Origin of the sequence: Martelella mediterranea DSM 17316 (assembly GCF_002043005.1) — a bacterium.
Lineage (GTDB): Bacteria > Pseudomonadota > Alphaproteobacteria > Rhizobiales > Rhizobiaceae > Martelella > Martelella mediterranea.
In genome coordinates, this window is the sequence record NZ_CP020330.1 from 2262348 (window position 1) to 2287907 (window position 25560).

The following is a 25560-nucleotide window of genomic DNA, read 5'->3' on the forward strand; positions in this document are numbered from 1 at the left end:
TTTGTTATCCTTTCACGCCAGACAAGGCGAAACTTTCAACGATCTGGCGCTGGGCCAGAATGTAGACGATGAGCATGGGAATGACGGCGAGCGCGGTGGCCGCAAGCTGCAGGTGCCAGAGCGGCAGGCCGTAGGTGTCGGTGAAATTGGCAAGCGCCAGCGGCAGGGTGAACAGCTCGATGTCGTTGACAAACACCAGCGGCTCCAGAAACAGGTTCCACGAAAACAGGAAGGTGATGATGCCGACGGCGGCAAGCGCCGGCTTCGACAGCGGCAGCGCCACCTTGAAATAGACGCCGAAGCGCGTCAGCCCGTCCATGCGGCCGGCCTCCTCCAGCTCCTTCGGCAGAGCCAGGAAATACTGGCGCATCAGGAAGGTCGCCATCACCCCCTGCGAGCCGAAGATCGGGAGCAGGATCAGCGGCATATGGGTGTTCATCAGGCCGAGATTCTTCATCAGGAAGAAGTTCGGCACGATGGTGACCTCCTCCGGCATCATCAGCGCCGAGATCAGCAGCAGCAGCACCAGCGCGCTTCCGGCAAAGCGCAGCCGCGCCAGCGCATAGCCGGCCATCGACGACAGGAACAGCGTCAATCCGGTGACGAGCACGGCGATATAGAGCGAGTTGAAATATTGCCGCGCGAAGGGCTGATAGGCGAAGACCTCGGAAAAGTTCGACCAGTGGAATGTCGCCGGGATCAACGCGGCCGAGGAGAACACGTCCGCCTGACCCTTGAGCGCGCCCGACAGCATCCAGATGAACGGGAACACGAAGGGAATGGCGAGTGCGGAAAGGCCGATAACCCAGCAGATGCGGGTGATCTTCTGTTGCAGGCGGTAGTTCATTTGCGCACCGTTTTCAAAAGCATCTGCAGGATGGTGAGCGCCAGGATCAGCACGAACAGGACCACGGCGAGCGCCGAGGCATAGCCGGTGTTGAAGAACTTGAAGCCCTGCTCATAGATATAGAAGGCGAGCACGAGGGTGGCGTTCTGCGGCCCGCCGCCGGTCATCAGATAGATATGGTCGAACACCTTCAGCGAGCCGACCACCGTGATCACCATGATCACCAGCGTCGTCGGCGCCAGAAGCGGCCATGTGATGCGGCGGAAGATGTCCCAGCCATTGGCACCCTCCAGCCGCGCGGCCTCCTCATAATCGCGCGGGATCGCCTGGAGTGCGGCGATATAGAGGATCATGTTGAGGCCCACCGTTTTCAGCACGCGGGTGACGATCACCGAGGCCATGGCCCAGCGCGGCTCGTGCAGCCAGTTCGGCCCGTCAATGCCGACGACCGAGAGCGCCTGATTGACCGCGCCGCTTTCATGCTGGAGCAGGAACGTCCAGATGATCGCCCACGCCACCGCCGATGTGATGACGGGCGCGAAAAACAGCGTGCGGAAGACGACCACGCCCCGGAAGGGCCGCGACAGCGCAATCGCAAGCCCGAGCGCCAGCGCCATGTTGAGCGGCACGAGGCCCGCCGTGAACACCAGCGAATTGCCGAGCACGTGCCAGAACGTGTCGTTGCGGGTCAGCGCGTCGACATAGTTCTCCATGCCGACGAAGCGGGATTGCTGGGTCAGCAGGTTCCATTCCGTGGTGGAATAATAGAACACGGCGATCAGCGGGCCGACGAAGAAGATCAGGAACCCGGTCAAGATCGGGCTGACAAACAGCCAGCCGGCGATCGCCTCACGCGTCTTCAGTGTCAGTCCGGAACGGAGAGCGGACATCATCGCTTCCTTTATGCGGGCGAATTTCGAATGTTTTTGGTTTCCGGCGGATTGCCTTTGTCAGAAGGCAGACCGCTGGGTATTGCAAAGCGCTTCCCCGTCTTCAGCGTCATCCTCGGGCTTGTCCCGAGGATCTAACCACCTCACCTCGCGAGAAGCGTGGGCGGGCTTCCCGGTCGCGGGGGATCGGAGCCAAAACCCGCTGGCTCCTCTCGCGACAATGGGGATTAGATGCTCGGGACAAGCCCGAGCATGACGCCAAGGAGGAGGCTAGTCTTCCTTACTTCAACAGCGGGTCGATATCGTCGCAGAGCCTGGCAAGCACGGCGGGCACATCGGCGTCAGCTGCCCACAGCGCGTCGAAATCGGGCCGCGATGCTGCCTCGATCTGCGGGTAGCGCTCATGGCTCGGCAGCACTGAGCCGCCTTCGATCCCGGCCGCCACGATTTCCATCTGTTCCGGCGTCACGGCAGGGTTGCTGGAGAGGAATGCGTCGCTTTCCAGAACGCTGATGCGCGCCGGCGGGAAGAACTCGGCCATCTTGGCGACGTTTTCCGCCGAGGTCATATGCGCCAGGAATTCGGCCGCGACCTCCTTGTTCTTGCCCTGCGCGAAGGCGACGACGGCGGCCTGGCCGACGGTCGAGGCTTCACCCGCCGGACCGGAGGGCAGGGGCGCGATCCCCCAGTCGAAGCCGACATCCGCCAGCTTGGTGACGCGCGAAATCTGCGTCATCGTGAGCGCGGCGTTGCCGGAGAAGAAATCGCCCTGCTCGCCCGGCGGCACAGTCGACTGATCGGCATAGACCATGTCGTGGAAAAGCTGGACGGCCTCGGCCGCTTCCGGGCTGTCGAGCGTGCAGGCGCCATCGGTCCAGGCCTCGCCGCCATAGGCGCGCACGATCGGCATCAGACTGTGCATCACGCGGGCGCCATAGCCCTGGCCGTCGACGGTCTCATAGCCCCAGACGCCGGCATCGGCGTTGCGCAGGGCCGCCGCATCGGATTTGAGCTGTTCCCAGGTCCATGTGCCGTCCGCCGCGCGCTCGGCAGGCGTTTCCAGACCGGCCTCGTCATAGAGCGTCTTGTTGAAGTAGATCAGGAAGGGCGAGGTGGAGAAGGGGATGCCGTAAACCGCATCGCCCTTGGTCCAGAGCCCCATCGCCGGCTCGGAGAAATCGGCATAATTGTAATCATCAGCCGCCGTCAGCGTGTCGGAAACATTCTCAAGCACGCCGGCATTCACAAACGCGGGCGCGGAGCTTTCCAGCAGCCAGCCGAGATCAGGCGGATTGCCGCCGGCAAGCTGGAGCGTCAGCTTCTGCACATAATCGCCGAACGGAATGGTGTCGAACTGCACAGTGACGTCCGGATGGGTTTCGGTAAAGCTTTCGGCAATGCCGTTCAGCATCGCCAGATGCGCCTCGCTGCCGGTCCACACGGTGAACCGAAGCTCCTCGGCCGCCGCCGCCGAGGCGAGGGTGCCGGTGAGGGCTGTTGCGATGATTAAACGCTTAATCATTTGGGTCGACATGATCTCTTAAACCTCCCGTTTCAGATCAGATTCAAATTGCTTGCAATGTTGCCCCCGGCACATAGCCGCAGGGCAGTGTGGTGCGCATGATGTCGTGCTCGGGATCGCCGATCCTGGCAATCAGGTTGCGCACCGCGCGTTCCCCCATCTCTTCGCGGGGAATGGATATCCGGGTCCATCGTTCGACTCCGGCCGGGTCGAGCATCGGCGCGGCGAGCGCGACGATGGAAGCGGTGCCGGGCACGCTGCCGCCGGTCGCCGCGATCTGCCGTTCGAGCGCGACGGCATGGCTGAAGGTCTCGGTCAGGAAGACCGTGACGCCCGCGCCAAGCCAGGCGGAAACCTTCTCGGTGTCGATCGCCGCGGGCTCAAGCCGTTCGACCGCAAGGGTCAGCCCCTCGGCGGCGCTCTTGCGGAAGCCCGCCTCGCGGTCGGCATGCTGTTCGCGCACTTCGGTGCCGCCCAGAAACAGCATCTTCTTGTGGCCGAGTGCGGCGCAACGCTCGACGACGTCGCTGACGGCGGAAGCATAGTCGGCGGCAACCCAGTCAATCTCGGCGCCTTCCGCCTCGCGGCGGCCGATCGTCACGAAGGGAAAGCCGGTGTCATGAAGCCGTTTCAGCTCGCTTTTGTCCGGTTCCTCGCCCAGCAGCACCGCGCCATCGGCCACGCCCATGCGGTTGGTGCCGGAGGGAAAGATGCTGCGCGGGCCGGTGTCGAGCGAGGACGAGGTGAACAGCAGCAGGTCCTGCCCAAGCTTCATCGCGCCGCGTTCGATGCCCAGCAGAAACGGATAGAAGAAGTTCTCCCGGTCGGAGGGAAACATCGCCTCATAGGTGAACACGCCGATGATATTGCGTCGACCGCGCGCCAGCGATTGCGCCACGATATTCGGCGCATAGCCAAGCGCTTCCATGGCAGCGCGAACGCGCTTTTCGGCCTCCTCGCCAACGCGGATGGTCTTGCCGGGCTTCGGCGAAATCACGGCGGATACGACGGCGGTGGAAACCCCCGCCATCGCCGCGACATCGCTCTGGGTCACGCGCCGCGCGCGCTTCGGCCCGGTCAAAGTCAAGATATCCTCCCGAATGCTTTTGATTAAGCGTATAATCAAAGCGAAACGCGGTCAATGGGGTCGGTGTGAAATCTTTGCCAGGTGCGGATTTGAACTGACTTTTCGCCCTAGACGCCTGTCGAGCAGACGCGTTCTTAGATGCTCGGGACAGGCCCGAGCATTGGCGGCGTTGAGGGGGAAGGCCTTATCACCAGACTGAGTTATCTGGATGGCTATCTCGTCATCAACGTCTCGAAGCATTAGAATTCTGGTGCTGCCGATGAACGGCAAGGGGTGAAAAGGAGAACCAGATGACAAAGTCGCAATTATCGGTGCGCAGCGCCCGCGCGCGCAATTTGGCGCATCGTCTGGCCCAGCGCGAAAGATGTTCCATTGCCGATATCGTCGAGCGCGCGCTGGAGGCTTATGCCGAGCGGGAGGCCGGATGGGAGCCGGCACGGCAATTCTACGCGCGAATTGGCGGCGCGAAGGATGACGATTTCGAAGTAATTATCGCTGCCCACCGCAAACCTCATGCAGGGCCGGAATTGTAGCCTTTTCGGCTCCGACACTCAACGAGCCCTTACCGCCGCGACAGCGCAACCGACGAACAGGGCGCATCCAGCAGGTCGGCCAGTTCGTCATCGAGATGCATCAGCGAGATCGAGACGCCGGCCATGTCGAGCGAGGTGTAGTAGCGCCCGACCAGCGATCGCGTGACCTTGAGCCCGTGCGCCTTGAGCCGCTTTCTGATGCGGCCGTTCAGGATGTAGAGCTCCATGTCCGGCGTCGCGCCCAGCGAATTGACCAGCAGGGCGACGCGATCGCCTTCCTTCGGCATCATTTCATCGAGCAGGCGGTCGATCACGAGATCGGCGGCCTGATCGGCCGTGCCGATGGCGGCGCGGGCAATGCCGGGTTCGCCATGAACGCCGACGCCGATCTCCATCTCGTCGGGTCCGAGCTGAAAGGTCGGGCGGCGGGTTTCGATCGAAGCGCCGGGCTCCAGCGCCAGTCCCATGGTGAAGGTGCGCTCATTGGCCCGCCGCGCCACTGCCACGCAGGCGTCAAGCGGCATCATCCGCTCGCAGGCCGCGCCCGCGACCTTGAAGATGAACACATTGCCGGCGACCCCACGCCGCGTGGCCCGCATCTCCTTTGGCGATGAGGCGATGTCGTCGGTGGTGACGACGGCCTGCACTTCAATGCCCTCGGCCGCGGCCATTTCGGCGGCGATCTCGAAATTCATCACGTCGCCGGAGAAATTGCCGAAAATGTGCAGCACGCCGGCCCCGCCATCAACCGCGCGGGTGGAGGCGAGGATCGGGTCGGGCGGCGGGGCGGCGAACACATTGCCGACGACGACCGCATCCGCAAGCCCCTGGCCGACATAGCCGAAAAAGCCGGGCTCGTGCCCCGCGCCGCCGCCGATGACGAGGCCGACCTTGCCGGGGCGGGGAGCGTGAACCGAACGCAGGGCGCGCGGTGCGCCCGGAACCGGGGCCAGGATTTCCGGATGCGCCAGAAGCGCGCTCGCCAGCGTTTCGTCGACCGCGTCCTGCGGCCGGTTGATGAATTTCTTGGTGTGGACCCGTTCGGGCAGTTGCGGCGCTCTGGCGGTCTCCATCCGCTGCGGGCGAATATCCACATTCTCGGAGCGCAATATGCCCCAGGCGGTGTCCACATCGGTGACCAGCACGCTGACATAGCCGCCGCGCAGCGCCGCGAGGATCGCCTGTACCTTGTCGATCCCGCCGGCGACCGCGATCCTCTGGGGAATGGCGCGCAGCGCGGCAAGCTCGATGCCGACCGTGCGCCCGTCGAGCGGGCCGGCCACGGGTTCGCCGCGCGCATTGATCAGCCGCCCGGCAATGCTGCCGACAGCGGCGTGATAATGCTCGTTGACATCCACCTTGTCGAAGAAGCCGCTGGTGTGGATCGTGCTTTCAGCGCGCAGCGACGAGATGCCGAGCAGGATGCGGTTTGCTGCTGCCAGCACGCCGAGCTGTTCGGCGATGACCGGCTCTTCGAACAGCACGTCCCTAACTGAAGCGGATGACAGGATCGCGGGCGAGGACAGCGGAATGCAACGGGCGTCGAGCGCCTCGGCCAGCCGCGTCGCGCAGGCTTCCGGCGTCCACGGGATCTTGGCGGTCGTGCCGCCGGTGGCCTGAACCACGCGCATGTCTCTGAGATTGACGCGCTCGACGGCATTGGCGATCGCCAGCATCGTCCGGCCCCAGGTCACCGCGATGGTGTCGCCGGATTGCGCATGCAGCGCCAGCACCTGCGCGCCCGCGGCCCCCAGCCGCTCCGTCAGCGTGCGCTCGCCGCCGGTTGACGGGATCACCAGACAATCGGCGAGGCCGAAATGCTCCTTCAGGCTCTGAGCGAGCGACAATTGCCGGAATTTTTCCGGCGCGATCTCGATCGAGACAATGCCGCGTGTGCGGGCATCGGCGAGATAGGCGTTCACGGTGGGGCGCGAAATGCCCATGGCGACGGCAATGTCGCCCTGGGTCATGCCCTCCTCGTAATAAAGCCATGCCGCCCACAGCAGTGGATCGCCGCCGAAGCGCAGGGGCAGTTGGGAGCTGGATTGCCTCTCGGAGGCGGACAGGGCGCGCGGACCGCTCTTTCGTGCCATCAAAGGGTCTCTCGCTCAGTTGCCGAGCAGACCCATTCGCGGGCGGTGTCGATCAGCGCGGCCGCGGAGACCGCGCCGGGATCGAGATGGCCGATAGTGCGCGCGCCAAGGCGAGCGGCGCGGCCCTTGGCCGCCACCATGCCGCGCGTCGCCTCGGCCCCTTCTTTGGCGGCGGCAGCGGCGCGGGTCATGATCTGAGCGAGTGTTTCACCCTCATTCCTGGCATCGCGGATCGCATGGGTCGCCGGCAACCACGCATCCAGCATGGTCTTGTCGCCGGGGGATGCCTTGCCGCGTTCCTCGATTCCTTCCGAAATCGAGATCAGAATATCGGCAAGGCGCTCGATCGGCACCTGTTTGTCTTCCGGCATGGCAAGGCCCGCGCGCGTCAGCCCGCTGGCATAGAGCGGACCGGTGGTGGCGCCGACGGCGTTGAGAAAGGAGCGGCCCGCCTGCGTCAGCGCGATCCGGAGCGAGGGATAGTCGGCGGCATCGTGGGTCAGCGCCACGGCGGCGGCGGAAAAGCCTTCGGCCATGGCCGTGCCGTGATCGGCATCGCCGATCGCCCCATCCAGTTCCGCGAGATAATCGCGTTCATCATTCATCCGGCGCGCGAAGGCGCGAAACAGATCGGCGAGGGCATGGCAATCGAGATACATCATGGCCGCATTATGCTGCGAGGAGGCGGGCGAGCACAAGCGATTCCGTGCCCGCCCGCGCCGCCTTCATCAATCCTGAAGGCGGCGGGAGAACCCGTTTCCAAGTTCGGTCAGGATCATGCAGCAGGAGGTGGCGCCTGCATCCAGAACCCCGCGCGAGCGCTCGCCGAGCCGGCTGGCGCGCCCGATGCGGGCAACCAGATCGACGGTGGAATCCCGACCCTTTTCCGCGGCTTGCGCCATCGCCTGAAGGGCAGGGGCGAAGCCGTCCGCCTTCGCGGCGTCGAATGCCTCGACGGCCGGAACCAGCGTGTCGATCAGCGTCTTGTCGCCGACCTTGGCCGAACCGGTGGAGCGCACGCCCGAAAGACCCGCATTTAGCATCTGCGAAAACGCATCGGCATCGATGGCGGTGCGCCCCTTGATCGACGAGGCCATTTCCTGGAACATCAGACCATAGAGCGGACCCATGGAACCGCCGATCTCCGACATCAGAACATCCGACAGCACGCTCATCGCCTCGTCGAGCGTCATCTGCGAACCAGCGATCCGCTCGGCGGCGCGGCCGAAGCCCTTGGCCATGTTGATGCCGTGGTCGCCATCGCCGATCTTGCCGTCGATCTCCGAAAGCCAGGCCTTGTTCTCGACGATCACCGCCGCGATCTCCTCGACGATCGCTGCATTGCCGGCATTCTTCACCGAAGGGCCGTTGATGGTTTCGGGCGCGCGCGGAGCGTCGTTCTCGGTGTTTTCCGTCTTCGCTGGAGCGATGGTCGAAGCCTTGGCGGCAGCTGGCTGGATGTTCGGCGCGGCATTGCCGGTCTGGCTGAAGCCGGGCGCGGTCGCTTCCATATCCAGCAGCGCCTTCATCTCGTCATCCAGCACCATGACCGACAGGGTCGCGCCGATCATTTCCAGCGAGGTGAAGTAATTGCCGACATAGGCGCGGTAGACGGTGGCGCCGCGCGCCTCGATTTCCTGCTCCATGCGGTCGTAAAGCACATAGAGTTCGTTGACCGGGGTTGCGCCCAGGCCGGAGACCAGCACGGCGACTTCGCTGCCCTTCGGCAGATCATGATCGTCCATGACGATCTTGACCATGTCGGCGGCGACCTCATTGGCGCTCTTCAGCGGTTCCACGCGGGTGCCAGGCTCGCCGTGGTGGCCGATGCCGACCTCCATCGTGCCCGGCTCGATCTGGAAATTCGGATGACCGACGGCCGGCAGTGTGCAGGGGCCAAGCCCGACGCCGACGGAGCGCACGCTGTCGATCGCCTTCTGGGCGGCGGCCTGCACGTCGGCAAGCGTCCCGCCTCTAGCGGCGACCGCGCCGGCGATCTTCCACATGAAGATCTCGCCGGCCACGCCGCGGCGCTTCTCGCGCTCGGAAAGCGGGGCCGAGCAGACATCGTCATTGGCGACCACGGTCGCGACCGCGATGCCCTCTTTCTCAAGCATGCCGGCGGCCATTTTGACGTTCATGTTGTCACCGGCGTAATTGCCATAAAGCACCGCAACGCCAGCCCCGCCATCGGCGGCGCGCATCGCATCGGCAAAGCTCTTGGCCGTCGGCGAGGAGAACAGTTCGCCGACGGCGACCGCGTCCACCATGTTGCGGCCGGTATAGCCGATGAAGGCCGGCTCGTGGCCCGAACCGCCGCCGGTGACGATGCCGACCTTGCCGGAAACCGGCGCTGTCTGCGATACGATCACGCGCGGATTGGCCGGGTCGAGCCGCACCAGATCGCGGTGGGCCCTGACGAAACCGGCCACGGTCTCGTCGACAAGATCGTCGGGGTTGTTGATAAATCTCTGCATTGAAGCGACCTTATCGTTCATCATTTACCGGACGGTGTAGCCGCCATCGACAAGAAGGTCCGCGCCGTTGATCATCGCCGCCTCATCGGAAGCGAGGAACACGGCGGCGGCGGCGATTTCTTCCGGCTCGGCAAAGCGGCCGCTCGGGATCTGGGCCTTCATCGCCTCGCCCTTTTCGCCTTCCCATGCCTTGCGGCCGAGATCGGTCATCACCACGGTGGGCGAGATCGAATTGGCGGTGATGCCGTGTTTGCCCCATTCCAGCGCCAGCGTCTTGGTGACGCCGATGACGGCGAATTTTGTGGCGCAGTAGGCGACATGGCCTTCGATGGCGACCGAGCCGGCCTGGCTTGCAAGGTTGACGATCCGCCCGCCCTTGCCAGCGGCAATCATCGCGCGCCCGACGGCCTGGCACATCAGATAGGTGCCGGTCAGGTTGACGGCGATGGTGCGGTCCCACGCGGCCTTCGAAAGTTCTTCGGCGGGGGCGAGGTCGACAATGCCGGCGGAGTTGACGAGAATATCGATCTCGCCGAGTGCCGCTTTGACGTCGGAGACCGCAGCTTCGATGCTGTCGCTTTCGGTGACGTTGCATGCGAAGGCCTTCGCGCCGTCAAGCTCGGCGGCCATGGCATCGGCCGCATCGCGGTTCATGTCGAGAATGGCGACGCGCGCGCCCTTGGCAGCAAACGCCCGGGCAATCGCCGCGCCGATGCCGGATGCCGCGCCGGTGACAACCGCGACCTTGCCGGCAAGTGAAAATTCAGGGGAAGACGCCATCGAAACGTCCTTTCTTCTGGCTGCTGTGACGGCCGTGCCGCGACGGTGACGCCTGCGGCCGGCAAAGGCCGCAGGCATGTTTCAAAGCTTACTGACGCTCTTTCAGAAGCGCGTCGACATTGTCGGCGGTCACCGGCGTCCACGGCACATTGTACTGCTTGGATTCGCCGTTATTCCACTGCATTTCGGGGTATTTTTCCCAGATGCCAGAGGTCGGCTCGTAGTCCGGGTTGACGGCCTTGATGGCGACGTCGATCGCGCCGAGCGCCTGGGCCTGGCCATCCTGCAGGATCGAATGCATGTCGCCGCGCTTGACGGCTTCCAGAGCATCGGTCACGCCGTCGACGCCGGCAATCGAGAAATCGCTGACATTCATGCCGGCGGCCTTGATCGCCTCGATCGCGCCGAGCGCCATCTCGTCATTCTGCGCGATCACGCCCTTGATGTCGCCGCCATGGGCGGTCAGCCAGTTTTCCATCAGCGACTGCGCTTCCGCGCGGCTCCAGTTGGCGGTCTGCTGTTCGACAACGCTGACGCCGTCGCCGCATTCGGCGATCGCCTTTTCATTGCCTTCGCCGCGCTGGATCTGCGCGGACTGGCCTATCGGGCCTTCGATGATGACTACATCGCCCGAGCAACTGATGTCATCGAGAACGGCCTTGGCTTCGAGATAGCCGGCTTCGACATCGTCGGAGCCGACATAGGAGGTCAGCAGGTCGGAGTTGACCTGGGTGTTGGAGCCCACGACCGGAATGCCGGCATCGTGTGCTTCCTCGACGGCGGTTGCGCCCGCTTCGATGTCGATCGGCACGAAGACGATGGCGTCATAGCCCTGGGTGATCATGGTTTCGAACTGTTCCTGCTGAACCAGCGCGTCATAACGACCATCGAAGATGGTCAGGTCGACGGAACCGTCCTTCACCGAGGGATGGTTTTCTGCGGCATTGGCCCAGAGCTGCATGAATTCGGCGTTGAGACCGTAAACGGCGGCGCCGATCTTCAGCGGGTCCTGCGCGCTGGCGGTGGTGGCGACGAATGCGGCGCCGACCAGGGCTGTGGTTGCCAGGATATTACGAAGTTTCATGTCGGGTTTCCTCCCTTTGGTGACATGGTGGGTGCCGCTATGCGGCGTGGAAGAACCGGCGATGCCGGATTTCAGGCTTCGCTCTTGCGCGAGCGGTCGAGCATGACGGCGGCGACGATCAGCGCGCCCTTGATGACCTGCTGGTAGTAGGATTCGACGCCCAGCAGATCGAGGCCGTTGTTCATCACGCCGATCAGCAGCGCGCCTATGACGGTGCCGCTCACCCGGCCGATGCCGCCGGAAAGGCTGGTGCCGCCGATCACTACCGCGGCGATCGCGTCAAGCTCGTAGGCGACGCCGGCCTGCGGCAGCGCGGAACCCGTGCGGGCGGCAAGCACCATGCCGGCGAGCCCAGCCAGCGCGCCGGAAATGACATAGACCATGAAGCGGATGCGGTTGACGCTGAGGCCGGAGACCTTGGCCGCATGCGGATTGCCGCCGACGGCATAGATGTGGCGTCCGAACCTTGTGTTGGTCAGCACGAAATGGGCGACGAGGAACACCAGCGCGAACAGGATGATCGGGACCGGAAGGCCGAAGATATCGCCCGTGCCGATCCAGCGATAACCGTCGGTCAGTGCCGGGATCGGGCGGCCGCCGGAATAGATCAGCGTTAGGCCGCGCGCCGCCGACAGCATGCCGAGCGTGGCGACGAAGGCGGGCACCGAGAACCGCGCCACCGCCGTGCCGGAAATCGCGCCCATGGCGATGCCGGCGGCAAGGCCGATGACGATCGCGATCGGCGCGATATAGGGCGTGCCGGGAATGAAGGCGCTGGATGAGGTGGTGGCGAAGGAGGCCGAGACCACCCCGGCAAGGGCGACCACGGAGCCGACCGAAAGATCGATGCCGCGCGTCAGGATCACGAAGGTCATGCCAATGGCGAGGATGCCGTTGATCGAGGTCTGCCGCAGCACGTTGACGATATTGCGCGGGCTTAAAAAATTCTCGCTGACGATCGAGAGCACGATGCAGACCAGGATAAGCGCGATCAATATGCCGTAGCGCTGGGCGATCGGCCCCAGCCGCTCGGTCATCGGCCGCTTCTGCTCGGTTCCGGCGCCCGCCGGGTTTTTGGCATTATCAGTGTCAGTCAACGTATGGTCCTCCCCGATTGACGGGTTATCGGCAGGTGGAAGGCGCTCGTTTTGCGGCGTCCAGGTCCTGCGACATTTTTTTACGCTGCGAGATGCAGCAGTTTTTCGGCGGACATCTCCGCCCGGTCCAGCGTTCCGGCAACCCGGCCGTCGCGCATCACGATGGCGCGGTCGGCCATGCCAAGCACTTCGTCGGTCTCTGAGGAAATCATGACCACGGTTCCGCCGGCCTTGGCGAAATCGGACATGACGCGATAGATTTCCCGCTTGGCGCCGACATCGACGCCGCGGGTCGGCTCATCCAGAAGCAGCACGTTCGGCTCGGTCAGGAACCACTTGCCGAGAACCACCTTCTGCTGGTTGCCACCGGAAAGATTGGAAACGCCGAGCTTCAGCGATGCGGTCTTGATATTGAGCGTTTCGACCATGCGCCCTGCGGCCTCCGTCTCGGCCCTGCCGTTCATCATCAGCGGGGTCGACATCCGGTCGAGGGTCGCAAGGCAAAGGTTCTCCCGGACATCGCCGGTGAGGACAAGGCCCGAGACCTTGCGGTCCTCGGTGACATAGGCAAGGCCCGCCGCAATCGCCTCGGCCGGGCGGCTGATCTCTCGGCGCACGCCGTTGATCTCGATCGTGCCGGCGGTCTCGTCCGACAGGCCGAACAGCCTGTCGAAAATCTCGCTGCGTCCGGAGCCCATCAGCCCGTAAAGCGCCAGAATTTCCCCGCGATGGGCCTCGAATGAAACGTCGCGCACGCCATGGTTGGCGGCCAGACCCTCGACGCGCAGGGTTGGCTCGGTTCCGGCGGTGTTGTCCTTGACGAATTCCTCCGTCAGCGGACGTCCGACGATCAGGCTGATCAAGCGATCCTTGTCGATATCGGCAAGCGCGCCGTCCTCAACGAAGCGGCCATCGCGGAACACGGTATAGCTGTCGCAGATCGTGAAGATTTCGGAGAGGCGGTGGCTGACATAGATCACGCCCTTGCCGCGCGCCTTCAGCGTCTTGACCGCCTCGAAAAGCTGGTCGGCCTCGGCCTCGCCAAGCGCGGAGGTCGGCTCGTCCATGATGATGACTTCGGCATCATAGGAAAGCGCCTTGGCAATCTCGACGAGCTGTGTCTGGGCCACCGTCAGGTCCATCATCATGTCGGTTGCGCGGATGGTGAATTTCAGCCCGTCCAGCAGTTCTTGCGCTTTTGCGTTCATGGATTTGAAATCGATGCGGCCGAAGGCGCCGCTCGGCTCGCGCCCGAGAAAGATGTTTTCGGCCACCGTCATCGCCGGCACGGGGCTCAGTTCCTGTTCGATAATGGAAATGCCGTTGGCAAGCGCCTCGCCGGGGGAGGAGAACTGCACGGTCTCGCCATTGCGCTTGATTGTGCCGCGGTCGCGCGGCTGGATGCCCATGACGATCTTGAGGAATGTCGACTTGCCGGCGCCATTGCCGCCGCAAAGCGCGTGAACCGATCCCGGCATCAGCCGGAATGCGCCGTCTATCAGCGCGGGCACCCCGGAAAACGATTTTCCGAGCCCATGCACCTCAAGCAAAGCCTGCACGACAATTCCTCCCATTCTCAGTCCATCGAACTAATGTAAAATTACGCTCGACAATTGTCTTTTAACGGTATCGCTTTGCGTATGTCAAACGTGTTCTGACATTTTTAAAGCTGGTATGTGGATAAGCGGGATCGTCCCGGCTGATTGAGGCGGGTGTTCGGGACGGTGATGCGGAAAGGGTAAGGCGGCCGGAATCCTGGCGCGCTTTCAGACCCGGCGCCTCGGGCGCGGGCGAATGTCGACGTCTCTATCCGAGTGGTTACAGCCTGCGGCCGTCCTTCGAGAACAGCATCAGGCGTTCCGCGTCGAGCGACAGCGAAACGGTCTCGCCGGCGCGGATCGCGGGCTGGCCGCGCAGTTCGGCGACGATGCCTTCGCCATCGGCGCTTCTGGCGTGCATGTAGGTGACGTTACCGAGCCGTTCGGTGACCTCGCATGTGAGGGTCACGGGTGTTGCCGCACCCTCGGCGGAGAAGCAGTCCGGCCGTACGCCAACCACGACGTCGCCGGAGAGCGGCGCGGCGGTGTCGCGCGGCAGGACCTGAAGCCCCTCAAGGCCGAGTTCGGGGATGGCGAGGAGGACAGCGCCATTGTCGCCGCGTCCCGTCACCCGGGCGGGGATGAAATTCATCTTCGGCGAGCCGATGAAGCCGGCGACGAACATGTTGTCGGGGTCATTGTAGAGTTCGATCGGCGCGCCGACCTGCTCGATATTGCCGTCGCGCAGCACCACGATCTTGGTGGCAAGCGTCATCGCCTCCACCTGATCATGGGTGACATAGACCATGGTTGCACCGATCTCCTCATGCAGACGGGCGATCTCGAGGCGCATGCGGACCCTGAGTTCGGCGTCGAGGTTGGAGAGCGGCTCGTCGAACAGGAAGATCTTCGGATTGCGCACGATCGCGCGGCCGATGGCGACGCGCTGCCGCTGGCCGCCCGAAAGCGCCTTCGGCTTGCGGTCGAGATAGGGGCCGAGATGCAGGATATCGGCGGCCTTGCGCACCTCCGCCCTGCGCTCCTCCTTGCTCATCCCGGCCATTTCCAGCGGAAAGCCGATATTCTCCTCCACCGTCATATGCGGGTAGAGCGCGTAGGACTGGAACACCATGGCGATGCCGCGTTTGGCGGGGTCGGTGTTCGTGACATCGTGGCCATCGATCGATATCGAACCCGCCGTCACCTCCTCGAGACCGGCGATCATGCGCAGCAGCGTCGACTTGCCGCAGCCCGACGGGCCGACGAAGACGACGAAGGCCCCGCTTTCCACGTCCAGATTGACGTCGTGGATGACTTCGGTACCGGAAAACGACTTGCGGACATTGCGGAGCGAGAGTTCTGCCATCGAAGCAATCCTATTTGACCGCGCCTTCGGTCAGGCCGCTGACGAACCAGCGCCCGATGAAGGCGAACAGAATGACGACCGGCACGGTGCGCTTGGCGTCGGAGATGATGAGAACCGAGGCGAAGACGTATTCGGTCCATGAGGTGATGAAGGCGAAGATGGCGACGACGAAAAGTCAGATGCCGCGGAAATCGCTGGGCGCGATGCCGCTTGCCCGCACGGCCTCGGCAACGACCGTCTTCGCCGCCTGCCATGAGCGCGCCGGGTCGAGTTCGCTGAAACCGGGCTTCGGCCGGTCGATCGGCGTGCGCTCGCTGGCCTCGCTCAATTGCCGCCCGGAACGGTCGAAAACCGCGCATTTGAGAAGGGATGAACCGGCATCGATGCCGATGAAATAGTCTTTCATGGGAAGGTCCTGCTGTCATGGCGGCCCTGAAGCCGACACGCGCATGATATCGCGGAACGCAGGCCGGATGTCGACCCTCAAGAGGGCGACGCCGTGATTGCTTGCAGGATCTGACCCTCCGCGTAACGCCTTAGTTGCTCAGCCGCACCAGCGCCGCCAGCACATCCGAGCGGCGGATGAGGCCGACGAGGCGGTCGCCGTCTATGACGGGGAAAATGCGGTGCGGATGTTCGAGGAAGGCTTCAGCGGCGGTCATCAGATCGGCGCTGGCCGGCAGGGTCACCAGCTCGGTGGTCATATAGTCGCCGACCGTACCCTTCCATTCCTGGTAATAGCTCGCCTGCAACGTCGGGCGGAAACAATCCTTCTGGGTCAGAAGGCCGCAAAGTGTGCCGGTGTCATCGATGACGGGCGCGCCGGCGGCCTTGTTTTCCACCAGAAGCGCCACGGCGCGGCGGATCGCCATGTCCGGCGTCACCGTCAGCGCATCGGCGCGGGTGATGTCTTCTATGGTGCCGGTCACTGCGCCTCCTTTTCCGCGCGGTGCGGGCAGCCTTCGCAGGCGACGTCCTTGAGGCAGGCCATGCCGCCGCAAGAGCCCTTCAGCGGTCCGCGCCCCAGCATCAGCCCGAGCCCGAGCCCGGCCGCCACCAGTGCGAAAATACCGATTGCCAGAACGATTTCCATTACCGCCTCCTTGCCCCCTTTATAGCAGAAAACGGTCGAAACCGTTCACGCTTTCGCTTCTGAGACCGGTCCCGTCATGAAACAGGAACAGTGCGGAGATGCCACGGCGTCTCGCCAGTGCCGGGCCTTCAGCGCCCGCAGCCGTCAGCGCCGTCGCCCAGCCATCGGCGGTCATCGCATCCGGGGCGATCACCGAGACGGAGGCGATTGCGCCCGCGACCGGGCGGCCGTGATAGGGATCGATGATATGGCTGTAGCGCGTGCCGCCAAGATCGTAGCTCTGGGCTCTGAGGCCCGAGGTCGCGATCGCCGCATTGTCGAGCCCCAGCACGGCGAACGCCCCATCGGCTTCAAGGCGCGGGTCTTCCACCGCCACCTGCCATGGCCGGCCCTCGGGGTGGCGGCCGCTGGACAGGAGTTCGCCGCTGATGGTGATCAGGAAATCCTCATGGCCGGCTTCGCGCAGTTCCAGCGCCATAAGATCCAGCGCTCGGCCCTTGGCGATGCCGCAGAGATCCATGGTGAGGCCCGGCGCGCGCTTGACCAGCCTGTTGCCTTCGACGGCGAGCGCGCGCCAGCGCGGCGCGGCCTCATCCTCGGGGCCGACATTGCCTTCGATCGGGCCGAAGCCGTAGCGAGCGACGAGCGGGCCGATGGTCGGGTCGAACCAGCCATCGCTTGCCGCTGCCACGGCAAGCGCGGCTTCTGCCGTGAACGCGGTTTCGGCGGAAATCCGAGCGGTTTCGCCCTTCTCCGTGTTGAAACCGGTGATCTCGCTGTCGGCGCGCCAGGGCGACATCATCCGGTCGATGCCGGCGAGCAGCCGGTCAAAGCGCTGTTTCAGGCCGGCCGCATCGGTGCTATCGGCCAGCGTCACGCTCCAGTCGGAGGCGAAGGCGGTGCCGGTGACGTGCCGTGTCGCGGGGGCCGCGCGCAGCAGGCCGGGGACGGCGAGGGCGCAGCCGGCAGCGCCCGTGGCGGCGAGAAGATGACGGCGGGTCAGATATGCGGTCATGGCTCAGACTCCGAAATCGTCGTTGAAGATGGAATGCGGCTCGACCCCGAGCCGCGCCAGCGTCGCCAGCACCGCCGAGATCATCACCGGCGGGCCGCAGAGATAATATTCGCAGTCCTCCGGCGCGGGGTGCTTTTGCATCGCGGCGCGGACATTGTCGTGGATGAAGCCGGTCGCGCCGGTCCAACGGTCGCCGGGGGCGGGATCGGAGAGCGCCGGCGTCCACGAGAAGTTCGGATGCTCGGCGGCGATCGCATCGAACTCCTCGACATAGAACAGATCGGCGAGCGAGCGGGCGCCGTAGAAATAGCGCATCTTCCGCGTCGTGCCCTTGCCGATCTGTTCGTGGATCATGGCCCTGAGCGGCGCCATGCCGACGCCGCCGCCGATGAACACCATCTCGCGGTCGGTCGGCTGCACGTGGAATTCACCGAACGGGCCGGAAGCCTGCACCTCATCGCCCGGCTTCAGCGCGAACAGATAGGACGAGACGATGCCCGGCGGGATTTCCTGCTCGCGGCCCGGCGGCGGGGCGGCGAGCCGTATGTTGAACACGGCGCGGCCTTCCGCTGCGTCCTGTGGGCGGTTGGCGATCGAATAGGCGCGGGTGACCGGGTTATCGGAGGTTCCCGTCATCTCCTGCCAGCCGGCAATGCGCCAGGAATCTGTGAAGGCCTCGTCGATTTCGATATCGTGGAAATCCAGCCGGTAGGGCGGCGCGGTTAATTGCATGAAGCCGCCGGCGCGATAATCGAAGGGCTGGCCCTCGGGGAGCTGCAGCACAAGCTCGCGGATCAGCGGGGCCTTCATGGTGTTGGAAACCACGGTGCAGGTGAAGCCGGTCGCGCCGACGAAATCCTGCGGGACCGTGACGGTGCAGGGCCCGCGCAGCGCCGTCTGGCAGGCAAGGCGCATGTGGGACCGGCGCTCGGCGGCCGACAGCACGCCGCGCTCGGTCGCCTGCGGTTCGCCAGCACCTTCGCCCTCGACATGGACGCGGCAGAGCCCGCACGTACCGGAACCGCCGCAGGCTGCGGGAATGCCGATGCCCGCGCGGTGCAGCACGCCAAGCAGCCGCTCGCCGCGCTGGGCCTCGAGGGACATCGCGCCGTTCACGCTGATCCTGATTTTCTCGGCCGGGATCAGACGCGTGCGGGTCATCAGCAGCGCAAGCGTCAGGATCACGACCAGCGCGACGACGATGACGGCGGCGAGCGCGATCTCGTTCATGGCGACACCATCTGCGCGAAGGCCGAAAAGCCGAGCGACATCATGCCGGCAATGGTGAAGGTGATTCCCAGCCCGCGCAGGCCGTTCGGAAGGTCGGAATAGGCAAGCCGGGTGCGGATCGCGGCGAGCATGACCACGGCAACCCCGAAGCCGAAGCCCGCGCCGAGACCGAACACGGTCGATTCGACCAGATCGTAGTCCCGCTCGACCATGAACAGGCTGCCGGCGAGGATGGCGCAGTTGACCGTCAGCAGCGGCAGGAACACGCCGAACGAGGCATGAATTGCCGGAAAATAGCGGTCGAGCACCATTTCGACGAGTTGCACCACGGCCGCGATCACGCCAATGAAGGCGATCAGCTTCAGATAGGAGAGGTCGGTGTCCGGCATGCCGGCCCAGGCCCATGCGCCGGGTTTCAGCAGCGCGTTGTAGATCAGGTTGTTGAGCGGCATGGTGACGCCCATCACCGCCACCACCGCGATGCCGAGGCCGAGGGCCGAACCCGTGCGGCGCGACAGCGCCAGAAAGGTGCAGAGCCCGAGAAACAGCGTCAGCGCCATGTTCTCGACGAAGGCCGCGCTCAGGAAGAGGCCTGCAAGCTCGCTCATCGGCCTGCCTCCTCTGTGTCCGGCGGCGTGAACTCGGCGGCTTCAACCTGTTCCGGCAGCACGGAACGGATCGCCCACACGAGCCCGCCGATCAGGAAGAAGGCGCTGGGCGCGAGCAGCATCAGGTTCAGCGGCTCGAACCAGCCGCCCTGGTCGGTCGTGGCGAAGAGTTGATAGCCCAGCAGCTTGCCGGTGCCGAACAGTTCGCGCAGCGATCCGATGACGATCAGCACCAGCGAATAGCCGAGCCCGTTGCCGAGCGCGTCGACCATTGACGGCAGCGGCGGGTTGTTGCGCGAAAAGGATTCGGTGCGCCCCAGCACCAGGCAGTTCGTGGTGATCAGGCTGACGAACACCGACAGCCGCTTGCTGATGTCGAAGAAATAGGCCTGCAGGAACTGGTCGATGACGATCACCAGCGAGGCGACGATCACGATCTGCACGATCAGCCGGATCGAATCGGGAATGTGGCGGCGGATCAGGCTCACCAGCAAGGCCGACAGCACGATCACGACCGTCAGCGATGCCGACATGGTGACGGCGGTGGCGACCGATGTCGTCACCGCCAGCGCCGAGCAGATACCGAGGATCTGCAGCGTTACCGGGTTTTGCCGGATCAGCGGTTCCGTCAGCGTCGTCCACAGGCTGATGGGCTTGGCCATATCAGAACTCCCCGCGCTTGATCGCCGCGATCAGCGGGCCGTAGCCATCCGGGCCGAGCCAGAAGCGGATCGTTCTGGTGAGCGCGTTCGAGGTTCGGGTCGCGCCGGTGATGCCGTCGACCTCATAGGCGTTGCCGGCCTTGCCGTGGGCGACGGCGAAGCGGATATTGCCCGATGGATCGGCAACTTCCGTGCCGGCGAACTGGGCGAGGAAGGCGGGTTCCTCGATCCGCCCGCCAAGACCGGGGGTCTCGACCTGGTCGGTGATCGCAAGGCCGGCGATCGTGTTCATGTCGCCGTTAAGCGCCAGAATGCCGTTGATCGGGCCGACATAGCCCGCGCCGCTGATCGGCAGCAGAGCCAGTTCGATATCGCCGGCATCATTGCGCAGCAGGTAGATCTGCACGAAATCCGGGCGGCGGCCTATGCCGGCGGTATCCTCGCCGGGCGTCAGCGTCTTCCAGTTCGCGGCATTGTCGAGTGCCGCCGGCAGGGTTTCGGGCGTGATGTCGTCGGCGGCCCGGCCCTTGGGCAGGTTGATGACGACGGTCGAAAGCGCGCCGCCGGATTGCTCCAGAAGCTGCGTCATGCCGGGAATGCCGGCCACCAGCGCCTCCAGCCGCGCCTGCTGTTCGGCGGCACGGTTCGCCGCCTGGATCGGGCGTAGCACCACGGTCGCGCCGCTCACCATCAGCGCGCAGACGGCCGATACGATGAAGGCGATTGCCACCGTCTTGAAGCGGTTCTCGTTGGGCAGGGCCAGAAAACGGCGCCATGCCGAAATCGGGTTCAGGTCAGCCATGACGTTTTCTCCTGCTGGCATGCCAGAGGGCGATCGCCGCTTCATCCAGAAGCGGGGCGAGAAGCGAGGCAAGAAGCGCCGCCGAAACCGTCGCACGCACCGGCGAAGCGCCCTCCCAGTTGAGCGTGAACATGATGACGAGGGCGGCGAAAATGCCGCCGTTCAGCCAGCCGCCAAGCCGCGTCGAGGCGCTTGCGACGGGGTCGGCCACCAGCAGCACAAGCGCCAGCGCGAAGGCCGGCAGCACCGGCTGAAGCGGCATGCCGGCGAGGAAGCCGGCGGCGAGCGCCGCCACCGCGCCAAGAATGACTCGGGCCGGCATGACGCCGACGAACATGCCGATGATCGCTGCCGGGATCGCCGCCCAGGCGACGGGCAGGTCGATATCCGGCCAGGGGGCGGTGACGAAGCCGAAGCCGAGAAAGGCGAGCGTCACGGTCGCCGGGTTCAGGATATTGCGCCCCCAGCCGCCGAACACGAGTTCCGCCATCACCGAACCGAAGCTGATGCCGAGCACGAAGGGCAGGAAGCCGAGTTCCTCCGGCGCCAGAATGGCGACGGCAAGCGCCGTCAGCGCGCCGGCGAAGGAGGGAGGCTGGGCGCGCGCCAGCATGAAGATCAGATGCCACAGCCCGGAAATGACCAGCGCCAGAACCAGCCGCAGCGCGGCATCCATGCCGCCATACCAGAGCCAGGCAAGGGCGACCGGCATCGCCGCCGCCAGCAGCAGCAGGGCGACCATCTCGCGGTCCCACATTCCCCGCGTCGGGCCATGGGTCATGCTGCCACCTCTTCCTGCTCGATCTTGTCCAACAGCACGCGAAGCTGGGCGGAGAGGCTCGGCTCGGCCGCCGTCACGTAATCGGCGAGCGCCAGATCCTCCTCCACCAGCGAAAGCGCGCCGAGGCGGGTGGCGGTTTCCTGATCGCCGGCCGAAAGCGCGCGGATCAGCGCCACGGCCGGAATATCGCTGCCCAGCGCCTGTTCGAGCGCTGCGGTCGGGATGATCGGCAGCGGCCGCGCGGCTCTCGTCAACGCCGCCGAGAACCAGTGGTTCCGGCGGTGGCCGGCGTCATCGCCGAGCACGGTCACCTGCCGGTCGCGGGGGCCGAGCCAGTGGCCCGGATGGCCGTCGATATGCGAACCCGCGATGATGTGATGCGGGCCGGGCCGCACGAAGCCGAAGCACAGGCCGCGCATATCCGCGCCGGGCTGGCAGCGCACCAGACGCTGCTCGGTGAGCGCGGGGCCTGTAACGGAGACCAGCCGCGTTTCCGGCACCATTCCGGTCTCAAGCAATTCGCCGATATCGGCGACATCCTCGGCATGGATATCCCATACCCTGCGATCGAGCGCGGCCGGCGCAAGCCGGTGCACCTGTAGGCCCGCAAGGCCGAGTGGGTGCAACGCGCCGACCTTGACGCGCTGCACGCCTCGCGGCAGGTCGGCCTCGATCTTCGCCGACTCGCAGAAGAAAAGCCGCCCGCCAGCCAGAGGTCCGAGTGCCGCCAGCCCGCGGGCCAGCGCTTCCTCGCGGCCCTTCAAGGCGTGGACGGGGGAGGGCGCGCCGGGCCTGCTGTCGGTCGCCATGACGATGATCGCCGACGGTGTCTCGTCCGGCCCCGGCATGCGGCCGAAGGGGCGGCTCAGAATCCGGCGCCAGAGCCCGGATGCCTTGAGCCGCGAGCGCAGGCTGGCGGCATCATGGTCGGCGTCTCCAACGTCATAGGCAAAGCGCGCGCCGGTGTCCTCGGCGAACAGCAAAAGCCGGGTCAGCCGTCGTCCGGGCTCCAGGTCGATGGCGGCGATGCGCGCGGCCATCGGCGCGACCAGTTGGATGTCCGGCGCATTGCGCAGGCTCAGCACCGGCTGGCCCTGCGACACGATGTCGTCGACGCCGACGAGCGGCGTCACGCGCAACGCCTCGCCCCGGGCCGGCGTCAACGCGGCCTCGACGGTCAATGCCGTTGTAATGTCGTTATAATCCGGTGATATCGAGCCGGTGGTCAAAGACAGACCAGTGCCGAAAAGGCCGACCAACGCGTCGCTCCTCAAGAACTTGAATGCAAATACAACGCAAACATCATGACATTTGATTTGCCGGGATGGAACAGATTGTTTAGCATTCCCACACGTTCAAACTGAAGTTTTTCAGCGGGGGTGGAAAGATATGTCATCGGTAGTTGGTCGCGTTAACTCAAGAACTCTGTTCATGATTGCTGCGATATTGACAATTGTCAATTTTTGTACTGCCAATGCACAGGAGAATTCTTCCGACGCGGTGGAGGCGCTGAAGCTCTATGTCATGCCGCAGTCCGGCCCGTTCCGCCCGGATCAGATACCGGTTCCCCAGCAGGAGCTGATTTCCGCCTGGGCACGGTCCGCCCATGCCGATGCCTCCGCCGAAGCCTTTACCCACTGGGATGGCGAGGGCGAGATTCCCGCGAATTGCGCCGCCTGTCACTCCGGCGCGGGCTTCCGGGATTTCCACGGCTTGGATGGCAGCGCGCCGGGCATCGAGGGGCCGACGCCGGTCGGCGGCGTGGTCGATTGCGACACCTGTCACAACCCCGGCCTCGGGGAAATCGCCGCGATCACTCTGCCGAGCGGCATCGAGCATCCGGTGGCGCCGGGCGCCCAGGCCGCCTGCATGACCTGTCACATCGGCCGCGAGGCCGGTGTCAGCGTGACGAGGGCCGTCGGCGAAAAGGCCGCGGATACGCCGGACCCGTCGATCAATTTCGTCAATCCCCACTATGCGCTCGCCGGCGCGATGTGGCTCGGCAGCATAGGCGGGGGCGGTTTCGAATATCCCGGAAAGTCCTATAGCGGACTGTTCTTCCATGCCCGACCGATCAATGATTGCGCGTCCTGCCACGATCCGCATACGCTGACCGTTGCCGAGCAAACCTGTCTCAGCTGTCACGAGAGCGGCGCGCCGGGCGCGATCCGCATCTCCAGAATCAGCTATGACGGCAGCGGCGATCTCTCCAAGGGCATCCGTTCCGATATCGAGGCCAATTCGGCACTGCTGCTGAAGACCATTCAGGACTACAGCGTCGACATCGCCGGCGCGCCGATTGTGTTCGAGCACTCCTATCCCTATTTCTTCCTTGATGCCGATCAGGACGGGCGCGGCGACAGGATCGACGGCAAGCCGCAGACCTACAAATCCTGGACCCCGCGCATGCTGAAGGCGGCCTATAACTGGAAATTCGTCAATGCGGATTCCGGTGCCTTCGTCCACAACCCGCATTATGCGCTGGAACTGCTCTACGATTCGATCGAGGACCTTGCGGGCCCGCTGAACATCGACGTCGAGGCGCTGGGAATCCAGCGCTGACGGCGAAGCGTTAACCCTTGCCTGCGACCCGGCGGGCCATTTCGTCGGGGCCCAGGCCGGTCGTCGGCACGCCGCCCCGGAACAGGCTGTGCCAGCTTCGTTGCCGGCATAGCCATGGACCTTGGTCAGCCCGCACATAGATATCTTCCACGCGACTGATGGCGATCGGCGGCGCGGAAAGCTGGGGCGCTTCGCCGTCATGGGCGTAGAGCGTGCAGATCCAGTCGGCCTCGGCTCTGATCCCGGTGAGTGACTTCAGCCAGAAATTGCCGACGAGATGCACGTTCACCCTCGCGCCGCGCTCCTTGCGCCAGGCGTAGAATTCCCGGATCTGGTCGCGGCCTTCGTAGCGGGCGGTCTGGCTTACGAACACCGCGTCATGCGTATAGTCCGCCGCGGCGTTTTCGCCCCAGTTGAAATCGACATCGTGCCAATAGGCAATGAGGCGCTGCTCAAGATGGCGGGAAACCGCCTCGATCTCGTCGGTCATCATCCTCACGCGCCGCCCGCGTTCCAGTCGTTGAAGCAGTCGCGCATGGTCACGGTTTCGGTCATCACATCGTCGCTGCTGGCGTTGAGGAAGTCCTGATGGACGTATTCGATGGCCAGCGCGCCGTCATACCCGGCATCCCGGAGCGTGCCGAACAGCGCTGGGAAATTGATGCTGCCGCGGGCAAAGCGTTCCTGCAGCTTGCCCATGCGCGCCTGCCGCAGATGGATGTGGGCGGCATGCCGGCACAGCGGATCGATCTGTTCCTGGGTATAGCCGAGGCAGACGAAGTGCGAATAATCGAGCGCCAGCCGGATGCCGGTGCGATCGACCAGCTCTTCGACCACCGCCGGAGATTCCGCAAAGGAGCGGATGATCGGCTCGATGCAGATCTCGGCGCTGAAGTCCTTGGCCACATCCAGCAGCGCCCTGATGCTCTCCGCCGCCGCCGTCATCGCCTGAGACCGCGACTGGCCGGGATTGATGATGCCGGGCAGGAAGAAGATCGTCGCAATCCCGGCCGCATCGGCAAATGTCAGCACCTTTTCCAGATCGCGCTGATTGGCGTCGATCGTGCCGGGCAGGGCGAGGTTGCGGTCGGCAAGGCTGTCGCCGAAATGGTGGTAGAAATTGGGGACCTTCACCTCCAGCGCGGCGACCCGCTCGGCGGTCGCGCGGGGATCATCGAGCAATTGCGCCTTGTCGAGGCCGGGCCGGCCCTTGGTGCTGATGTCGAGCGCGCCGATGCCAATGATGCGGGAAATAGCTGCGGTCTCCTCCAGCGTCAGCGCTGGAAACGACCAGGATGTGAGCGACAGATACATGTTTCCTCCTCGGCCTTTCGATGCCAGAGCAAACATCGTTTCGGTCCATATTGAAACAGAATAACGCGGCGCGATCGGCGGAAAACGGGCGAGGGTGGCCGTTTCATATCCTGAAACGCGAACGCCTGCCGGCTTGCGCCGGGCGGTGCGGGGAGCGGTAAAACAGGCAAGCCGGGCAA

At 64.6% G+C, this 25560-nt stretch carries 26 protein-coding genes; 2 read left to right on the plus strand and 24 right to left on the minus strand.

Going from position 1 to position 25560, the window contains the following annotated elements; genetic code table 11:
- Positions 1-4: 4 nt before the first annotated feature.
- The 4 genes from Mame_RS10575 to Mame_RS10590 form a co-directional block, all read right to left on the minus strand.
- A complete protein-coding gene (locus tag Mame_RS10575) occupies positions 5-847 on the minus strand; it encodes a carbohydrate ABC transporter permease (RefSeq protein WP_018062692.1) in 843 nt (280 codons plus the stop codon).
- Positions 844-1740: a carbohydrate ABC transporter permease gene (locus tag Mame_RS10580; protein ID WP_018062691.1), complete on the minus strand. Its 897-nt coding sequence runs from the start codon at positions 1738-1740 to the stop codon at positions 844-846. The genes Mame_RS10575 and Mame_RS10580 overlap by 4 nt, the downstream gene beginning before the upstream one ends.
- Positions 1741-2017: 277 nt before the next feature.
- Positions 2018-3259, minus strand: a complete 1242-nt coding sequence (locus Mame_RS10585; RefSeq protein ID WP_018062690.1) for an ABC transporter substrate-binding protein — start codon at positions 3257-3259, stop codon at positions 2018-2020.
- 43 nt (positions 3260-3302) lie between these two features.
- Positions 3303-4346: a LacI family DNA-binding transcriptional regulator gene (locus tag Mame_RS10590; protein WP_155122079.1), complete on the minus strand. Its 1044-nt coding sequence runs from the start codon at positions 4344-4346 to the stop codon at positions 3303-3305.
- Between the two features lie 290 nt (positions 4347-4636).
- On the opposite strand from Mame_RS10590, the gene Mame_RS10595 reads away from it, so the two are divergent.
- Positions 4637-4879 (plus strand): type II toxin-antitoxin system VapB family antitoxin, encoded by a 243-nt coding sequence (locus Mame_RS10595; RefSeq protein ID WP_079920750.1) that lies wholly within the window; start codon positions 4637-4639, stop codon positions 4877-4879.
- Between the two features lie 29 nt (positions 4880-4908).
- On the opposite strand, the gene Mame_RS10600 is transcribed toward Mame_RS10595, so the two are convergent.
- The 18 genes from Mame_RS10600 to Mame_RS10690 all read right to left on the minus strand — a co-directional run bounded on the left by Mame_RS10600 (position 4909) and on the right by Mame_RS10690 (position 22764).
- Positions 4909-6972, minus strand: a complete 2064-nt coding sequence (locus tag Mame_RS10600; protein ID WP_018062687.1) for a bifunctional sugar-binding transcriptional regulator/dihydroxyacetone kinase subunit DhaK — start codon at positions 6970-6972, stop codon at positions 4909-4911.
- Positions 6972-7634: a dihydroxyacetone kinase subunit DhaL gene (gene dhaL / locus Mame_RS10605; RefSeq protein ID WP_235726769.1), complete on the minus strand. Its 663-nt coding sequence runs from the start codon at positions 7632-7634 to the stop codon at positions 6972-6974. The genes Mame_RS10600 and dhaL (Mame_RS10605) overlap by 1 nt, the downstream gene beginning before the upstream one ends.
- Before the next feature lie 66 nt (positions 7635-7700).
- Positions 7701-9449 carry a dihydroxyacetone kinase subunit DhaL gene (dhaL, locus tag Mame_RS10610; RefSeq protein ID WP_033409288.1) on the minus strand — a complete coding sequence of 583 codons (1749 nt, stop codon included), beginning with the start codon at positions 9447-9449 and terminating at the stop codon, positions 7701-7703.
- Positions 9450-9473: 24 nt separating this feature from the next.
- On the minus strand, positions 9474-10229 hold the full coding sequence (locus Mame_RS10615) for a GolD/DthD family dehydrogenase (protein ID WP_026173109.1): 756 nt from the start codon (positions 10227-10229) through the stop codon (positions 9474-9476).
- Positions 10230-10317: 88 nt separating this feature from the next.
- Positions 10318-11313: a substrate-binding domain-containing protein gene (locus tag Mame_RS10620; RefSeq protein WP_018062683.1), complete on the minus strand. Its 996-nt coding sequence runs from the start codon at positions 11311-11313 to the stop codon at positions 10318-10320.
- 71 nt (positions 11314-11384) lie between these two features.
- The gene (locus Mame_RS10625) at positions 11385-12410 is read right to left on the minus strand and encodes an ABC transporter permease (RefSeq protein WP_018062682.1); all 1026 of its coding nucleotides are present in this window, start codon (positions 12408-12410) and stop codon (positions 11385-11387) included.
- A gap of 80 nt (positions 12411-12490) precedes the next feature.
- Positions 12491-13969, minus strand: coding sequence for a sugar ABC transporter ATP-binding protein (locus Mame_RS10630; protein ID WP_026173107.1), 1479 nt, complete (start codon positions 13967-13969; stop codon positions 12491-12493).
- A gap of 259 nt (positions 13970-14228) precedes the next feature.
- Positions 14229-15314 carry an ABC transporter ATP-binding protein gene (locus Mame_RS10635; RefSeq protein ID WP_018062680.1) on the minus strand — a complete coding sequence of 362 codons (1086 nt, stop codon included), beginning with the start codon at positions 15312-15314 and terminating at the stop codon, positions 14229-14231.
- 175 nt (positions 15315-15489) lie between these two features.
- The gene (locus Mame_RS10645; protein ID WP_079920751.1) at positions 15490-15720 is read right to left on the minus strand and encodes an FGGY family carbohydrate kinase; all 231 of its coding nucleotides are present in this window, start codon (positions 15718-15720) and stop codon (positions 15490-15492) included.
- Positions 15721-15850: 130 nt separating this feature from the next.
- Positions 15851-16243: a CBS domain-containing protein gene (locus Mame_RS10650; RefSeq protein ID WP_018062678.1), complete on the minus strand. Its 393-nt coding sequence runs from the start codon at positions 16241-16243 to the stop codon at positions 15851-15853.
- Positions 16240-16407: a (Na+)-NQR maturation NqrM gene (gene nqrM, locus Mame_RS10655; RefSeq protein ID WP_018062677.1), complete on the minus strand. Its 168-nt coding sequence runs from the start codon at positions 16405-16407 to the stop codon at positions 16240-16242. The genes Mame_RS10650 and nqrM overlap by 4 nt, the downstream gene beginning before the upstream one ends.
- Before the next feature lie 19 nt (positions 16408-16426).
- A complete protein-coding gene (locus Mame_RS10660) occupies positions 16427-17422 on the minus strand; it encodes an FAD:protein FMN transferase (protein WP_018062676.1) in 996 nt (331 codons plus the stop codon).
- Between the two features lie 3 nt (positions 17423-17425).
- Positions 17426-18652, minus strand: coding sequence for an NADH:ubiquinone reductase (Na(+)-transporting) subunit F (gene nqrF / locus Mame_RS10665; protein WP_018062675.1), 1227 nt, complete (start codon positions 18650-18652; stop codon positions 17426-17428).
- Positions 18649-19260, minus strand: a complete 612-nt coding sequence (gene nqrE, locus Mame_RS10670) for an NADH:ubiquinone reductase (Na(+)-transporting) subunit E (RefSeq protein ID WP_018062674.1) — start codon at positions 19258-19260, stop codon at positions 18649-18651. The genes nqrF and nqrE overlap by 4 nt, the downstream gene beginning before the upstream one ends.
- Positions 19257-19922 (minus strand): NADH:ubiquinone reductase (Na(+)-transporting) subunit D, encoded by a 666-nt coding sequence (locus tag Mame_RS10675; RefSeq protein ID WP_018062673.1) that lies wholly within the window; start codon positions 19920-19922, stop codon positions 19257-19259. The genes nqrE and Mame_RS10675 overlap by 4 nt, the downstream gene beginning before the upstream one ends.
- 1 nt (position 19923) lies before the next feature.
- Positions 19924-20724, minus strand: coding sequence for an FMN-binding protein (locus Mame_RS10680; protein ID WP_018062672.1), 801 nt, complete (start codon positions 20722-20724; stop codon positions 19924-19926).
- On the minus strand, positions 20717-21505 hold the full coding sequence (locus tag Mame_RS10685; RefSeq protein WP_155122080.1) for an RnfABCDGE type electron transport complex subunit D: 789 nt from the start codon (positions 21503-21505) through the stop codon (positions 20717-20719). The genes Mame_RS10680 and Mame_RS10685 overlap by 8 nt, the downstream gene beginning before the upstream one ends.
- Positions 21502-22764: a hypothetical protein gene (locus Mame_RS10690; RefSeq protein WP_018062670.1), complete on the minus strand. Its 1263-nt coding sequence runs from the start codon at positions 22762-22764 to the stop codon at positions 21502-21504. The genes Mame_RS10685 and Mame_RS10690 overlap by 4 nt, the downstream gene beginning before the upstream one ends.
- 172 nt (positions 22765-22936) lie before the next feature.
- Here Mame_RS10690 and Mame_RS10695 point away from each other — a divergent pair, with 172 nt between their 5' ends.
- Positions 22937-24067: a cytochrome c3 family protein gene (locus tag Mame_RS10695; RefSeq protein ID WP_155122081.1), complete on the plus strand. Its 1131-nt coding sequence runs from the start codon at positions 22937-22939 to the stop codon at positions 24065-24067.
- A gap of 10 nt (positions 24068-24077) precedes the next feature.
- On the opposite strand, the gene Mame_RS10700 is transcribed toward Mame_RS10695, so the two are convergent.
- Together Mame_RS10700 and Mame_RS10705 are read right to left on the minus strand one after the other, a co-directional pair.
- Positions 24078-24557 (minus strand): Cif family virulence factor, encoded by a 480-nt coding sequence (locus Mame_RS10700; RefSeq protein ID WP_018062668.1) that lies wholly within the window; start codon positions 24555-24557, stop codon positions 24078-24080.
- A 5-nt stretch (positions 24558-24562) separates the two neighbouring features.
- A complete protein-coding gene (locus tag Mame_RS10705) occupies positions 24563-25381 on the minus strand; it encodes a sugar phosphate isomerase/epimerase family protein (protein ID WP_018062667.1) in 819 nt (272 codons plus the stop codon).
- Positions 25382-25560: the final 179 nt, after the last annotated feature.